General features: G+C 63.7%; 11 protein-coding genes. 6 read left to right on the forward strand and 5 right to left on the reverse strand.

All coding sequences use genetic code 11. From position 1 onward, the window contains the following. Positions 1-14 precede the first annotated feature (14 nt). The 3 genes from NCR40_RS02930 (at position 15) to NCR40_RS02940 (ending at position 4,836) form a co-directional block, all read left to right on the forward strand. Complete coding sequence (locus NCR40_RS02930) at positions 15-1,487, forward strand: cobyric acid synthase (RefSeq protein WP_250508664.1); 1,473 nt, start codon at positions 15-17, stop codon at positions 1,485-1,487. Positions 1,488-1,612: 125 nt separating this feature from the next. Continuing rightward, positions 1,613-2,386: a hypothetical protein gene (locus NCR40_RS02935; protein WP_250508665.1), complete on the forward strand. Its 774-nt coding sequence runs from the start codon at positions 1,613-1,615 to the stop codon at positions 2,384-2,386. 239 nt (positions 2,387-2,625) lie between these two features. Continuing rightward, on the forward strand, positions 2,626-4,836 hold the full coding sequence (locus NCR40_RS02940) for a TonB-dependent receptor (protein WP_250508666.1): 2,211 nt from the start codon (positions 2,626-2,628) through the stop codon (positions 4,834-4,836). Positions 4,837-4,883: 47 nt separating this feature from the next. Here the strand turns inward: NCR40_RS02940 and NCR40_RS02945 are convergent, their stop codons facing one another. Beyond that, positions 4,884-5,300: a PaaI family thioesterase gene (locus tag NCR40_RS02945; protein WP_244827275.1), complete on the reverse strand. Its 417-nt coding sequence runs from the start codon at positions 5,298-5,300 to the stop codon at positions 4,884-4,886. A 192-nt stretch (positions 5,301-5,492) separates the two neighbouring features. On the opposite strand from NCR40_RS02945, the gene NCR40_RS02950 reads away from it, so the two are divergent. After that, on the forward strand, positions 5,493-6,119 hold the full coding sequence (locus NCR40_RS02950) for a nucleotide-binding protein (protein ID WP_244827276.1): 627 nt from the start codon (positions 5,493-5,495) through the stop codon (positions 6,117-6,119). A 51-nt stretch (positions 6,120-6,170) separates the two neighbouring features. Here the strand turns inward: NCR40_RS02950 and panD are convergent, their stop codons facing one another. From panD to NCR40_RS02970, 4 genes are all read right to left on the reverse strand, one after another. Further along, positions 6,171-6,557: an aspartate 1-decarboxylase gene (panD, locus tag NCR40_RS02955; RefSeq protein WP_244827277.1), complete on the reverse strand. Its 387-nt coding sequence runs from the start codon at positions 6,555-6,557 to the stop codon at positions 6,171-6,173. A 21-nt stretch (positions 6,558-6,578) separates the two neighbouring features. Further along, positions 6,579-7,412 (reverse strand): pantoate--beta-alanine ligase, encoded by an 834-nt coding sequence (panC, locus tag NCR40_RS02960; RefSeq protein ID WP_244827278.1) that lies wholly within the window; start codon positions 7,410-7,412, stop codon positions 6,579-6,581. A 66-nt stretch (positions 7,413-7,478) separates the two neighbouring features. After that, complete coding sequence (locus NCR40_RS02965; RefSeq protein WP_244827977.1) at positions 7,479-8,264, reverse strand: segregation and condensation protein A; 786 nt, start codon at positions 8,262-8,264, stop codon at positions 7,479-7,481. A gap of 116 nt (positions 8,265-8,380) precedes the next feature. Next, positions 8,381-8,569, reverse strand: a complete 189-nt coding sequence (locus NCR40_RS02970) for a DUF3460 family protein (protein ID WP_244827978.1) — start codon at positions 8,567-8,569, stop codon at positions 8,381-8,383. A gap of 487 nt (positions 8,570-9,056) precedes the next feature. Here NCR40_RS02970 and NCR40_RS02975 point away from each other — a divergent pair, with 487 nt between their 5' ends. Further along, complete coding sequence (locus NCR40_RS02975; protein WP_502800965.1) at positions 9,057-10,799, forward strand: autotransporter assembly complex protein TamA; 1,743 nt, start codon at positions 9,057-9,059, stop codon at positions 10,797-10,799. A 15-nt stretch (positions 10,800-10,814) separates the two neighbouring features. Continuing rightward, positions 10,815-15,002: a translocation/assembly module TamB domain-containing protein gene (locus NCR40_RS02980; RefSeq protein ID WP_250508668.1), complete on the forward strand. Its 4,188-nt coding sequence runs from the start codon at positions 10,815-10,817 to the stop codon at positions 15,000-15,002. Positions 15,003-15,060: the final 58 nt, after the last annotated feature.

The following is a 15,060-nucleotide window of genomic DNA, read 5'->3' on the forward strand; positions in this document are numbered from 1 at the left end:
GAGGACCGCATTCCATGTCTTTCACGCCGCGCGGCACGCTGATGATTCAGGGCACGACTTCCGATGCCGGCAAGAGCACGCTCGTCGCGGGCCTGTGCCGGCTCGCGCGGCGCGGCGGCGTGAAGGTCGCGCCGTTCAAGCCGCAGAACATGGCGCTCAACAGCGCGGTCACGGTGGATGGCGGCGAGATCGGCCGGGCGCAGGCGCTGCAGGCAATCGCGGCGGGCGTGCCCGCGCGCATCGACTTCAATCCGGTGCTGCTCAAGCCGACGAGCGATCGAGGCGCGCAAGTGATCATCCACGGTCACGCGCATGCGAATCTGGACGCGCGGGCGTATCACGAATACAAGCGCACCGCGTTCGATGCCGTGCTCGCGTCCTACGCGCGGCTCACGGCCGAATTCGACGCGGTGATCGTCGAAGGCGCGGGCAGTCCCGCCGAAATCAATCTGCGCGATCGCGATATCGCCAACATGGGCTTCGCGGAACGAGTCGATTGCCCGGTCGTGCTGGTGGCGGACATCGATCGCGGCGGCGTGTTCGCGCATCTCGTCGGCACGCTCGCGTGTCTTTCGGAAAGTGAGCGGGCACGAGTGCGCGGCTTCGTCATCAACCGGTTTCGCGGCGATATCGGCTTGCTGACACCGGGGCTCGAATGGCTCGAAACGCAGACCGGCAAGCCGGTTCTCGGCGTCTTGCCGTATCTGCATGGCCTCACGCTCGATGCCGAGGACATGCTGCCGTCGCAGGCGCGGTCGCGCGGCGCGGAATCGACGCTGAAGGTGATCGTGCCGGCGTTGCCGCGCATCAGCAATCACACGGACTTCGATGCGCTGCGGGCGCATCCGCAAGTCGATTTCGAGTACGTTCGGCCGGGCATGGCGCCGCCGCCCGCCGACTTGATCGTGTTGCCTGGGTCGAAAAGCGTGCAGCGCGATCTGGCGTGGCTGCGTTCGAACGGCTGGGAGCGGGCGATCGAGCGGCATCTGCGCTACGGCGGCAAGGTGCTAGGCATCTGCGGCGGCATGCAGATGCTGGGGCGCACGGTCGACGATCCTTCGGGCGTCGAAGGCGCGGCGGGTTGTGTCGATGGCCTGGGGCTGCTCGATCTCGCCACCGTGCTCACGCCCGACAAGCAGCTCGCAAACGTGACGGGGCGGCTTGTCATCGAAGGCAAGGAGGCGCCCGTGCGCGGCTACGAGATTCATATGGGACGCACGAGCGGCGCGGCGCTCGCGCGGCCGGCGGTGGCGCTCGACGACGGCCGCTTCGACGGCGCGGTGTCGCAAGACGGGCAGATCGCGGCGACGTATCTGCATGGCCTCTTCGATACACCCGAAGCCTGTGCCGCGTTGCTCGCGTGGGCCGGCGTGAACGATGCCGCGCCGCTCGACTATCCGGCGTTGCGGGAGGCGTCGCTCGACCGGCTCGCGGATTCGTTCGAGCAGGCGCTGGATCTGAAGGCGGTGCTGGCGGCGTTCGCTTAAGGACGAGCTGCCGCGGGACGTGCTATTCCGCATTCAAGTTTTGCGGCAGCGGTCCGTTATCTGATTGTCGGCACGCCGTGACGAGCGGCGGCCTGTGCTCAATCCGATACCAAGAACACGCTCTCATGAAACTGCGCTCCAAGCTTATGCTGCTCGTATTGCCCGTCCTCGCTGCTTGCAGCGGCGGCGGCGGCGACGACAAGACCTGCACGACCGACCTCGGTAATCTGCAGAAATCGTGCGTAACGAATCCGTCGCATACGCTTCCTGAAGGCTTCTGGTACGGCTCGGTGAATTCCGGGCAGTCGCTCGCGGCGCAGACCATCGTCCTCGAATCGGGTCAGTACTTCAGCATCTATTCGCGAGATGGCTCGTTCGTCTGGCTGATCGAAGGCATCATGACGGCGACCGATGGCGCGTTCAGCGACGCGTCGACGGTAGGTTTCCACGAAGCAGGCGCGATCCGTGCCGGCTCGCTCAGCGGCAACTTCACGCAGAAGAGCACGCTCACCGCGACCACCTCGCTCTATGTTCCGCCCGATACCGCCGCCACCGCGTACAACGGCAACTACAACGCGACGTACGACACGCCGATCGCCATCAACGACGTGGCGCGCACCTGGACGAGCGCATCGGGCGTCTCGCCGATCTCGTCGATCACCTTCGCGGCGGACGGCACGGCCAAGGGCACGCAGAACGCCTGCACGTTCACGGGCAGCTTCAAGCCACGCTCGACCGGCAAGCATCTGCTCGATGGCACCTTGAACTTCGCGGGCGGCGCGTCGTGCACGCTCAATAACGTGTCGATGCCCGTGGAGGCCACGGTCGTCAACGGACAGCTCACCGTCGTCGGCGTCACGACGCAGCGGGATCAGGCGTTCTATTTGTCGGGACAGTGAGCCTGATGCTGGTTTTCTAAAATCCCGGTTCCTTGCTTATGGATCTAGCCCGCCGCGCGCGGGCTTTTTCTCGTCCAGTGTGCCGTCACGCCTCGCACACGTCGCAGCACGACAACAGTTTCTGATACGACAAATACAATTTTTGTACCGTCCGTTTAATAGACACTTTACAATTGTTAACGATTCGCATTTACGCGCTCAGACGGCTCAATCCACCTTTTTTCGAATATCCACGCCTTATGTCACGATCGGTCACCCAGCAAGAAGTCAGTCGCCGCACTGCGGTATCGAAGGCGGTAGAACGTCTTTTCGTGGGACTGGTCGCCGCCGCCGCAATGCAGGCGAGCGCTTACGCGCAAGGCGCGCCGGCGGCGGACGGCACCTCGGCCGATAGCGCCAGTGCTGCTCAATCGACGACCTTGCCAGCCGTGATGGTCAAGGGATCGGCGGCGCCCGGCGATCTGCCCGCGCCCTATGCAGGCGGACAAGTGGCGCGCGGCGGCAGCATCGGCGTGCTTGGAACGGCGAACGTGATGGACCAGCCTTTCAGCACGACGAATTACACCGAGCAGATGATCCAGGACACGCAGGCGCGTACCATTGGCGACCTCGTCGTCAACAACGCGTCGGTGCGCACGGAGCAAAGCGGCGGCGGTTTCGGCGACGTGTTCCAGATTCGCGGCTTCGACGTCCAGCCGACCGATGTCGCGCTCAACGGCCTCTACGGCATGGTCTCGGCGGCGCGCGTGCCGGTCAACCTGCTCGAACGCGTCGAAGTGCTGCAAGGCCCGGGATCGCTCATGTACGGCATGGGACCGGGCGGCAGCGTCGGCGGCGCGATCAACATCGTCACCAAGCGCGCCGACGATACCCCGCTCACGCGTCTCACCGCGCTGTATCAATCGAAGAGCCAGTTCGGATTTGCCGCCGATATCGGCCGCCGCTTCGGCGATGAAGGCCAGTGGGGCGTGCGCTTCAACGGCCAGATCAAGGACGGGCAGACCGGCATTGCGCACGGCAACCAATTGCAGGGCGACAGCGCGATCGGCCTCGACTATCGCGGCAAACAGTTGCGTTGGTCGTTCGACGCCTACAACGTCTCCGAGAACACCGACGAGTACCGCTCGCAGATCGGTTTCGGCACCGCGACCGCCGTGCCCGCCGTGCCTTCGGCATACAACAATCTCTATCCCGGCTCGAAGCTCAAGCTGCGCGATTCGGCCGTCATGACGCGCGCCGAGTACGACATCAACCAGTACGTGACCGTGTACGGCGCGGCGGGAGAGCATTACGGCACGTCGCAGCAGAACTTCCCGTATGCGGCGGGCATGACGGCGGCGGGCGAGTTCAGCGCCTATAACGGCTATTACGACCAGTACACGCGCACCAAGACCGTCGATGCGGGCCTGCGCTTTCACTTCGATACCTTCGGCGTCAAGCACACGCTGGTCACGGGCGTGACGAGCCTGAATCAGGAGATCGGCTACTTCTACGCGCTGGGATCGACCGCGGTGGCGTCCAATCTCTATTCGCCGTCGCCCCTTGCACCCGTCGATACCCCGCGCGGCGACATGCAGCGCAGCAGCCAGACGCGTCTGAACAGTCAACAGGTCATCGATACGATGTCGTTCTTCAACGACCGCGTGCTGCTGACGGGCGGTTTCCGTCGTCAGACGATCGGCCAGGACAATTACGATCCGACCACGGGCGCGCAGCAAAGCTCGCTCGACCAGCAGGCGATCTCGCCGCTCGCGGGCATCGTACTCAAGCCGCTCTCGAATGTTTCCGTGTACGGCAACTTCACGTCGGGTCTTTCGAATGGCGGCACGGCGCCGGCGGGCACCGCGAACGCGGGTCAGGCGTTTGCGCCGTACAAGTCGAACCAATACGAAGCGGGCGTGAAGGCGGATTGGGGCCGCGTGCTGACATCGGTTTCGGTGTTTCAGATCTCGCAGCCCAACGCCGTCACCGATCCCACCACGAATTTCTACGGCTACAACGGCAAGACGCGCGTGCGCGGTCTCGAACTGGCTGCTTACGGCGAAGTGTTCCGCAGTCTGCGCCTGATGGCGAGCGCGACGTTCTACGATCCGAAGGTTTCGGGCACGGCGGGCGGCACGCAGGACGGCAACGATCCGGGCGGCGTGCCCAAGTTCGCCTTCAACCTCGGCGCGGATTACGACTTGCCGTGGGTGCCGGGCCTGAGCGTCAACGGGCGGATCATCCATACGGGCGCGCAGTACTACGATTCCAGCGATACCTTGCGCTTGCCGTCGTGGACGCGTTACGACGTCGGCGTGCGTTACGGAATGCGCATCGCGAAGAAGGACGTCGTGTTTCGCGCCAACGTCGAGAATCTCTTCGGCAGCCGGTACTGGATGCAGCAGGGCACCTACGTGACCAACGCCGCGCCGCGGACCTTGCTGATTTCCGCGCAAGTCGATTTCTGATCGCGACTTGAAAAGCCGGGACAGTCGCGCCGCTGTCCGGCTTTTCCTCAATAAAGAATCATCTGCGTACACCGGAACATGGCGATCAGCTTTCCTTCGCCATTGGTGACGCTTGCATCCCACACCTGCGTGCTTCGCCCGGCATGCACGGCCGTCGCCCGCGCGATGATCTTCCCTTCACGCGCCGTCGACACGTGATTGCTCTTCAATTCGAGCGTCGTGAAATTCTGCGCGTTCTCCGGTAAATGAGCGATGCACGCGTATCCGCAACAGGTATCCGCCAGGCCGACGACCGTTGCCGCATGCAGAAAGCCATTGGGCGCGAGTAACTCCGGCCGGATGACGAGTTCGCCCGTCAACGCGCCTTCTTCGAGTGAAATCAGTTGCACGCCGAGCAACTCGGGCAGACGGCCCTTCTGACGGTTGCGAAGAAAGTCGAGCGTCACATCGGAACGAAGGGGCATGGCGGTCGTTTAGAAGAGAGGGAAGAAAAGGAAAGGGTAGTCCGTTCGGCCAGCGCTTCGCGTGAGCGCCATTTTGCCGATAATATCAACGGCTCGAAATCATGTATCGGTTCCTAAAACGAAACCGCGCGCAGGCGTATCCCGGCGAAGGGCGTCGAAATCAAGCGCGTCGAACAATCTTCTGGACAATTCATGACCGTGATCGTGGTGGCAAATCCGAAGGGCGGCGTCGGGAAAAGCACGCTCGCAACCAATCTGGCCGGGTGTTTCGCGGCAAACGGCGAGTGGGTCGCGCTCGCCGATCTGGACAAGCAGCGCTCCTCGCACGCGTGGCTTTCGCTGCGCCCGGACACTCTGCCAAGAATCGAAGAATGGAATCTCGATGTCGACGCGCCCGCCAAGCCGCCCAAGGGCCTGGAAAAAGCCGTCGTCGATACGCCCGCCGGAGTCCACGGCAACCGGCTCGCGCTCGCGCTGGATATTGCCGACAAGGTGATCGTGCCGCTGCAACCGTCGATGTTCGACATCCTCGCCACGCAAGACTTTCTGTCGAAACTCGCGAAGGAAAAGGCGGTGCGAAAGGGCGCGATTCAGGTCGGCGTCGTCGGCATGCGGGTGGACGCGCGTACGCGCTCGGCGGAACAACTGCATCGTTTCGTGGAAAGTCTCGACTTGCCCGTGCTCGGCTTTTTACGCGACACGCAAAACTACGTGCAACTCGCCGCGCACGGACTCACGATCTGGGACGTCGCCAAAAGCCGCGTGGAGAAGGACCTGGAGCAGTGGCAACCCATTATCGAATGGGTGAGCAAAAAATAAGGCCGGCGGTCCTTGCGGAGCGCCGGCCAAGTCGCGGATGAACCCGGACGATCAGGTCCAGTTCTGCGTCGGCACGTGATCGCGGTTGCCCTTGATGCGGTTCGCTTCATCGACGAAGACGAGGTCCGGCTTCCAGCCCGCCGCGATCTCTTTTTCGTCGACGGCCGCGAAAGCCGCAATGATCACGAGGTCGCCCAACTGCGCGCGCCGCGCCGCCGAGCCGTTCAGCGAGATCATGCCGCTGCCGCGCTCGCCCTTGATGGCATAGGTGGTCAGGCGCTCGCCGTTGTTCACGTTCCAGATGTCGATCTGCTCGTTCTCCAGCAGATTCGCCGCTTCGAGCAGATCCTCGTCGATTGCGCACGAGCCTTCGTAGTGAAGCTCGCAATGCGTGACCGTCGCGCGGTGAATCTTCGATTTGAGCATGGTGCGCTGCATGATGCGTGTGGTTCCTTTACTTCAGATTTCCAGATTGTCGATGAGACGGGTGTTGCCGAGCTTCGCCGCCGCCAGCACGACGAGCGGCGCGCTCGCATCCGCTTCGCCCGGCGCGAGCAGGTCGACGCGCTTGCGCACGCTGATGTAGTCGGGCTTCCAGCCGCGTTCGGCGAGCGCGTTCATGGCCGTGCGTTCGAGCGCGGCCAGATCTTTCTCGCCCGAGAGCACGGCTTCGCGCACGCGATTCAACTGCAGCGCGAGTTGCGGCGCTTCCGCGTGCTCGGCGGCCGACAGAAAGCGATTGCGCGATGACAGCGCGAGACCGTTTTCCTCGCGCACCGTTTCGGCGGCGATGATCTCGGTAGGCAGCGCGAACTGGTGGCACATCTGCCGCACGATCATCAGTTGCTGATAATCCTTCTTGCCGAACACCGCGACGCGCGGCTGCACGCACGACATCAGCTTCATCACGACCGTGCACACGCCGGTGAAGAAGCCGGGACGGAATTCGCCTTCGAGAATGTCGCCGAGGTTATGCGGCGGATGCACGCGATACTGCTGCGGCTCCGGATACATATCCACTTCGGTCGGCGCGAACAGCACGTAGACGTTTTCCGACTGCAGCTTTTCGATGTCGTCCAGCAGCGTGCGCGGATATTTGTCGAAGTCTTCGTTCGGCCCGAATTGCAGCCGGTTCACGAAGATGCTCGCGACCACCGGATCGCCATGCTGGCGCGCAAGCCGCATGAGCGAAAGATGGCCTTCGTGGAGGTTGCCCATCGTCGGGACGAAGGCGGTGCGGTTCTGACCGCGCAACTGATCGCGCAGTTCGTGAATTGAGCTGATGACTTTCATCGAGCGGGTGTCTCCTGGCGGGCGGCAGCAACAGGCCGCACCGAGGCAAGGGTAGAGAAAATGCTTTTAAGCGGGAGAGTACGCGAGTCTCACGTAAATGGGCGCAAAAGGCTCGGCCTGAGTGATTTCGATCAGCGATTCGCGCGACAACTCCAGCATGGCGATGAAGTTCACCACGACCACCGGTACGCCGCGCGTGGGATCGAATAGCTCGGAGAACTCCATGAAGCGCGCATGCTGCAGGCGCCGCAGGATCACGCTCATATGCTCGCGCACCGAGAGTTCTTCCCGCGAAATCCGGTGATGCTGAACGAGCTTCGCGCGCTTGATGACATCGGCCCAGGCGGAGCGCAGGTCGTTCATGTCGACGTCGGGGAAGCGTTGCGTCGACGCCTGCTCGATATAGACGTCCGCGCGCAGGAAGTCGCGGCCGAGTTGCGGCAACTGGTCGATACGTTGCGCGGCGAGCTTCATCTGCTCGTATTCCAGCAAGCGGCGCACGAGTTCGGCGCGCGGGTCTTCGGCGTCCTCGCCGGTGTCGGCCTTCTTGACCGGCAGCAGCATGCGCGACTTGATCTCGATGAGCATGGCCGCCATCAGCAGATATTCGGACGCGAGTTCGAGATTCGACTCGCGAATCTGATCGACATAGCCGAGATATTGCGCGGTGACATCCGCCATCGGAATGTCGAGCACGTTGAAATTTTGCTTGCGGATGAGGTAGAGCAGCAGGTCGAGCGGGCCTTCGAACGCTTCGAGAAAGATTTCGAGCGCGTCCGGCGGAATGTATAGATCCGTCGGCAGCTTCCAGAGCGGCTCGCCGTAGAGATGCGCGAAAGCGACGCCGTCGATGGTGTCGGGCGTCGAGTCGGTCGCAGGCTTGGCGAGCGCGGCGGCCCGTTCATCTCGCGAGTCGTCCGGGGCCTGACGGCGGGGCGACTGCGGCTCGCGGCCGGCTGTACTCACGTTCAGAAGTTCTGGTAGTAGACGTATGGCGTCTGGTTCACGCGCGCCTTTTGCTGGCGTTCGCGTTCGTCGAGGTCGACCGGCTGCTTGTCCCACAGGAGCGCGCGGCCGCGACGCTGTTCGTCTTCGAGCGTCGGCTTCTGGCTTTTCAACTGATTGATGAACTGGGTGATGTCCGACTGGTACATGATCGGTTTTCCGTTGGCTCGATGCGGTGAGTAGGGACGACGCGCCCGGCAGCCTTTGCTGGCGCCGATGCCGCGCGGCACTGGGTTCGATCTCCGGGATTTTACAGCAAGCGTGAAGCGGTAACGCATGGGACTTGGGCTGTCACGTAAGCGATTATTGGAACCCGCGGAACCCCGCGAGCGTCTGACCGTCCAAAGCCGCACGACAGCGCGCCCGGCAGCGGTCCGCGGACGGCGCGCGGCAAACCACACCGCCGCAAGCCGCCGTTGCACATCCGTGCTCGGTTCCCATGCGAAGCTGTGGTGAAATAGCGCCTGCGCGCCGTGACCGGCTCATCGCATTGCAGCCGCGCGTTCGAGGTTCATCTTTCAATCTCATTCATCCAGATGCCGGAGGTCACGTTTGGCGGGGCGTTCGTTTGATCCGCTGCGCGCGTTGCGCGCCTGTCCGCCGAAACGGCCGCACATGGCGATGTCCACGTCGCCCGGAATGAAGCGCTTGCCGGCTGCACTGCGCAGCTTCCTGGCATGTGCGCTCCTGGCGGCCGCTTGGCCTGCGTTCGCCAAGTACGACATCGACATCGACGCGCCGCGCAGCGTCAAGAAGTTGCTGAAGGACCATCTCGATCTGTCGCGCTTCGCCAAGCGCGACGACGTCAGCGACGACCAGTTCCAGTTCCTCGTCACCGCCGCGCCGAAGGACGTGCGCGACCTCGTCGCGACCGAAGGCTATTTCACGCCGGTCGTGCGCACCGACGTGACGACCGATGGCGACAAGCGCAAGGTGACCGTCAGCGTCGATCCAGGTCCGCAAACGAAGATCGCCTCCGTGCAACTGCATTTCACGGGCGCGGTGACGACCGAAGACCGCAATCAGGAGAACGCCGCGCGTTTCGCGTTTTCAGTGAACGAAGGCGATCCGTTCTCGCAAGGCGCGTGGGACGACGCCAAGAACGCCGCGTTGCGAGCGCTCCAGTCGCGGCGCTATCTCGGCGCGAAAATCGTGCGCTCGCAGGCGCGCATCAATCCGCGCGCGCACCTCGCCGATCTCTCCGTGACCTTCGACAGCGGTCCGACCTTCACATTCGGCAAGCTCGATATCAGCGGCACGAAGCGCTATCCGGAAAAGATCATCGACAACGTGAACCCGATTCATCCGGGCGAGATCTACGACGTCTCGCGCGTGAACGAACTGCAACGCCAGGTGCAGAACACGCCGTATTACGCGAGCGTGGCCATCGACGCGGACAACGACGTCAACAAGCCGCTCGAAACGCCGGTGCATCTGAAGGTGAGCGAGTATCCGTACAACAGCATCCGCTACGGCGTGGGTTATGCGACCGATACCGGCTTTCACGTGCAGGGCGCCTACAGCTATCTGAATACGTTCAACGCGGCCTATCCGTTCACCATTTCCGGCCGGCTCGATCAGACGCAGCAGTACGGCCGCGTGCAACTCGCGATGCCGCCCGATTCGCGCGGCTGGGTCAACGCGGTGTTCGGCTCCTACACCATCACCGACGTATCGAGCACGAAGATTTATAGCGGACGCGTGGGCGTGCAGCGCTCGCGTTCGACGCAGAACATCGACACGACGTATTCGCTCGCTTTCTACGACGACCGCATCACGCAGAACGAGCCGAATCCGTCGACGGCGCGCGCGCTCGTGCCCGCGTGGACGTGGGTGCGCCGCGATGTCGACGATCCGCTGTTCCCGCGTCGCGGCAACATCATTCGCGCGGAAGCAAGCTTCGCGGTGAAAGGCTTGATGACCGATCAGACCTTTGCGCGTCTCTACACCAACGCGCTGCAGTATCTGCCGATCACGAAGAACGATCTCTTCGTGTTTCGCGCGGAATTCGGCGGCGTGTTCACGAGCGGGCCGTCGAGCGGCGTGCCGGCGTCCCTGCTGTTTCGCGCGGGCGGCGCGAATTCGGTGCGCGGTTATAGCTATCTGAGTATCGGCAACAATGTGGCGGGATCGATCTTGCCGACCAAGTACATGATGACGGGCAGCAGCGAGTATCAGCACTGGTTCACGCACGATTGGGGCGGCGCGGTGTTCTTCGACATCGGCACCGCGACTGACACTTGGAGCGAGCGCGTCTTCCAGCCGGGCGTGGGCGTCGGCGCGCGCTGGCGCAGTCCGGTCGGGCCGGTCAACGTGGACGTGGCCTACGGGCTCAAGAACAAGAGCATCAAGCCGTATCTGACGCTCGGCATTGCGTTCTGAACGGGCGCACGAGCGATGGTGGATATCAAGGGCATGACGGAATCGAGCGCACAAGGAAGCAAGGACGAGCCGCGTTGGGATGAAGCGGGCGGCGTCGTTGCGTCCGATGCTGACGCGGGCGGCGGCAATAACGGCGGCAGCGGCGGTTCCGGCGACGATAAAAAGCCGCGCCACGGCGGCTTCAGGCGTTTCATGCGCTGGTTGGGCGTGCTCGCGCTGGTCATCGTTCTGATCGTCGTGCTTGCCATCGGCACCGTGTTGTTTGTGCTCAACACCGAGCGCGGCACGCGTTACGCGTGGCAGGCGGCGACATCGCTGCTCAAGGGTCAGCTGACCGGCAAGCTCGATGGCGGTGCTATCGCCACCGGCGTGAGTCTGCGCGATGTCCACTGGAAGAGTCCCGACGGCAAGGGCACGGACATAGCGGTCGACAGCGTTTCGGGACGCTGGGCGCTCACGCGCGAGCCGCTGCGCTTTACCATCGATTATCTGCATGTCGGCACCATCGACGCGCGCATCGCGCCTTCGCAAGAAAAGTCGACGAAAACGGAACTGCCGAAGGATTTGCGCCTGCCAATCCAGCTTGCCATCCGCGACCTGAGCGTGGAAAAGCTGCGGTTGCATCAGGGTGCGACGACCACCGAATTCTCGCGCCTGCTCTTTAACGGCGGCAGCGACGGGCAGCATCATCAGGCGACGGTGCAGCGGCTCGACACGCCGTTCGGCGCGGTGACGGCATCCGCGAAACTCGACGGCGGCGCGCGTCCGTTCCCGCTTTCCGGCGATGCCGGCTACACGGGCAAGCTAAACGGCGAAGCGGTGCAGGTGGGCGCGCGATTATCGGGCTCGCTGGAAGACCTCATTGCCGATATCGACGCCAGCGGCATGAAGCTCAACGGCCGCGCGCATGTCGAAGCGCTGCCGTTCGGCGACGTGCCGCTCAAGCTCGCCATCGTCAATGTCGATCACGTCAATCCGCAGGCGTTCAGCCCGGGCGCGCCGTTCGCCGACCTCGCCGTGAGCGCCGAAGTGAAGCCGGTCGAGAACGCGCCGGGCTTCGTGGTGAGCGGGCCGGTGTCGATCGTCAACGCGAAGCCGGGCGCCATCGACAAGAAGCTGCTGCCGCTCATCGACGCGCACGCCAACGTGCGGCTCGATGCCTCCGCGCAAAGCATCACCGATCTAAACGTGCGTCTCGTGAAAGAAGCGACCGTGACGGGTGGCGGCTCGCTCAAGGGCGGCGACGGCAAGTTCGACCTCAAGGTGGCGAAGCTCGACCTCAACGCAATCGAAGCGAGCGTGCGTCCGACCGATTTCTCCGGGCCGATCAGCGTCGTGCTCGCGGGCGATACGCAAACCGTCACCGCCGACCTGAACGATCCGAAAGCGGCGATCCGCGCGCAAGCCAAGGTGAAGCTCGACCCGAAGCAGACCGCGCTCGACGAAGTCAAGCTGACCGTCGGCAAGGGTCGCGTCGAAGCGAACGGTGTGCTCAAGAAAGATACGAATTCGAGCTATGACCTGAAGGCGAAATTCATCGACTTCAATCCGCTTCTGCTCACGCAGCAGTTGCTTCAGCCGAAGCCCGCGCCCGTCAGGAAAGGCACGCAGAAGAAGCCCGCGCCCGCGCGCGTGATCGAGGCGCGCGTGAACGGCACGCTGGCCGCATCCGGCAGACTCGCGCCCGAACTCACCACCAAGGCGACCTTCAAACTCGCCGACAGCATGTACGACAACTTGCCGCTCACCGGCGAAGGCACGGTGCAACTGGCGGGCATGCGGCTCTTGCCAAGCGCGGCCAAGTTGTCTGTCGCGGGCAACGATGTCGATCTGAACGGCAGTTTCGGCGCGCCCGGCGACCGGCTGCGTTTTCGCGTCGATGCGCCGCAACTCGAGCGCCTCGGCTTCGGTCTCGCGGGGACGGTGAAGGCGGACGGCGATCTGACCGGCTCGATTGCGCATCCGAACGTGGCTGCGAATTATCAGGCCGATGGCGTCGTGTTCGGCGCGAACCGCCTCGGTCATGCGGAAGGTCGCGCGGATATTCGCGATGGCTCGAACGGCGCGCTCGTCTTCACGCTGAAAGCGCGCGATGCGAGCACCTCGGGCATCGAAGTCGCCACGCTCGATGCGAACCTCAACGGCACACGCATGCATCACACGCTCGACGTGACCGCGGCCGGCAAGGTTCAGGGGCAGCCGGTGAATCTCGCGCTCGGCGCGAACGGCAAGTTCACCGATGCCGCCGACGGCCCGCATTGGGACGGCACGATCACGAAGCTCACCAACAAGGGCACGCCGTCGGTCAACCTCGAACAGCCGCTGACCGTGAGCTACGGTCCGGCCAGGCTCGTGCTCGGCGCGACGCGGCTCGTCGCGGAAGGCGCGGCGCTCAATCTCAAGTCGTTCGCGCTCGATCACGGCCGCATCCAGTCGGCCGGAACGTTGACGAATCTCTCGGTGCCGCGGCTTCTGGCCGTGCGTCAGGAAATGACAGGCGAGGAGCCGCCGATCCGCACCGACCTCGTCTTCGATGGCGACTGGAACTTCTCGCTCGGCGCCACGGCGACGGGTTATGCGCAGCTCAAGCGCCGCAGCGGCGATGTGACCGTGGAAGGCACCCGTGGCGTCTCGGCGCTCGGCATCAACGACATCTCGGCGCGCGCCGATTTCTCCAACGGCAATACGCTCAACGCGACGCTGCGCGCGCAGGCGACGCGCATCGGCGTGATCGAAGCCAACGCGCACACGCCGCTCGCCAATCGCGACGGCATGCTGACCGTGGTCGACGAAGCGCCGCTCTCCGGCGCGATCAACGCGAATATCCCCGAACTGCGCACCACCGGCGGGCTGCTCGGCCCGAGCTATCTGCTGGGCGGCAAGCTTGCGCTCAAGTTGAGCATCGCGGGGATCGTCGCCAAGCCGAATCTGTCGGGGTCGCTGACGGGCGACAATCTTTCGGCGACGGTCGTCGATCAGGGCGTTCAGTTGAAGGACGGCATCATTCGCATTGCGCTGTCGGAGAATCTGGTGGACTTCCAGCAGGTGGAGTTCCACGGCGCGAGCGGCACGTTGCGCGCGACGGGCAAGGTGCGGCTCGATCAGGCACAGCCGGACCTCACCGCGAGCATCATCGCGGACAAGCTGGAACTGTTCGCCTCGCCCGACCGGCAATTGTCGCTTTCGGGCAGCGCGAGTATCGCGAACGCGGGATTGCAGGGCGGCATGGCGATCAACGGCAAGTTCACCGTCGATCACGCGCTGTTCGACTTGCCGGAATCCGGCGCGCCATCGCTCGGCGACGACGTGGTCATCGAACGTCCCGATGGCACCATCAAGGGCGAAAACACGACGAAGCAGACGGTCGCCGCAACGGAAAAACCGGTTGGACCGTTCACGCCGCGCGCGAATATCGACATCGACCTGGGGCAGCGCTTTCGCTTCAAGGGCGCCGGCGCGGATCTCGGGCTTGCCGGCGTCATCAGCGTGACGAGCGCGCCGAACATGCCGCTGCGCGCGGTCGGCAATGTGCGCGTGACGACGCCGGGTTCGAGTTACACGGCGTTCGGGCGCAAGCTCAACATCGAGAATGGCTTTTTCACGTTCAACGGACCGGTGGCGAACCCCGGCATCAATGTCCTCGCGATGCGGCGCAATCAGGAAGTCGAGGCGGGCGTGCAGGTGACGGGCACGGTGCAGGCTCCCGTGGCCAAACTCATTTCCGAACCGAGCGTGCCTGACAACGAAAAGCTCTCGTGGCTCTTGTTCGGTCATGGCACGGATCAGGGCAATAACGTCGGCCAGCAGAGCGCAATGACGAGCGCACTCGCGTTGCTCGGCAGCACGGGCGGCAAGCGTATTGCGCAGACCTTCGGGCTGGATGAGTTCACCATCGGTTCGAGCGAAGTGGGCCTGACCGATCCGCAAGTGGTGATGATCGCCAAGGCCATCAACGAGCGGCTGGTGATTGGCTACGAGCAGGGTCTGCAATCCGCCAGCAACGCGATCAAGGCGACACTGAGCCTGTCGCGATTCTGGTCGGTGACGGCGTATGGCGGGACGTTCCAGGGCGTCGATCTGTCTTACACACGGCGCTTCAATTCGTGGATGCGGCTCTTTTCGTCGACGACGCCCACGCGGTCGGAGCGGGCGGCGGCTTCGTCGGCCGCGGCGGCATCCGAGGTAGAGTCGACCACGGAGTAGATCGCTTTGAAGACGTAAGGGGACAGGGGCATGCGAGTCGATCGCGTGCCCCTTTTTG

Origin of the sequence: Caballeronia sp. GACF4, from assembly GCF_023631025.1 — a bacterium.
In the GTDB taxonomy this organism is placed as follows: Bacteria; Pseudomonadota; Gammaproteobacteria; order Burkholderiales; family Burkholderiaceae; genus Caballeronia.

What these genes read in the sequence shown, in the direction of transcription:
- NCR40_RS02945 (WP_244827275.1), bottom strand. Translation starts at nt 5,300, where the DNA reads ATGCCCCTTCGTTCCGATGTGACGCTCGACTTTCTTCGCAACCGTCAG.
- NCR40_RS02950 (WP_244827276.1), top strand. Translation starts at nt 5,493, where the DNA reads ATGACCGTGATCGTGGTGGCAAATCCGAAGGGCGGCGTCGGGAAAAGC.
- NCR40_RS02930 (WP_250508664.1), top strand. Translation starts at nt 15, where the DNA reads ATGTCTTTCACGCCGCGCGGCACGCTGATGATTCAGGGCACGACTTCC.
- panC (WP_244827278.1), bottom strand. Translation starts at nt 7,412, where the DNA reads ATGAAAGTCATCAGCTCAATTCACGAACTGCGCGATCAGTTGCGCGGT.
- NCR40_RS02940 (WP_250508666.1), top strand. Translation starts at nt 2,626, where the DNA reads ATGTCACGATCGGTCACCCAGCAAGAAGTCAGTCGCCGCACTGCGGTA.
- NCR40_RS02980 (WP_250508668.1), top strand. Translation starts at nt 10,815, where the DNA reads ATGGTGGATATCAAGGGCATGACGGAATCGAGCGCACAAGGAAGCAAG.
- NCR40_RS02935 (WP_250508665.1), top strand. Translation starts at nt 1,613, where the DNA reads ATGAAACTGCGCTCCAAGCTTATGCTGCTCGTATTGCCCGTCCTCGCT.
- panD (WP_244827277.1), bottom strand. Translation starts at nt 6,557, where the DNA reads ATGCAGCGCACCATGCTCAAATCGAAGATTCACCGCGCGACGGTCACG.
- NCR40_RS02975 (WP_502800965.1), top strand. Translation starts at nt 9,057, where the DNA reads ATGAAGCGCTTGCCGGCTGCACTGCGCAGCTTCCTGGCATGTGCGCTC.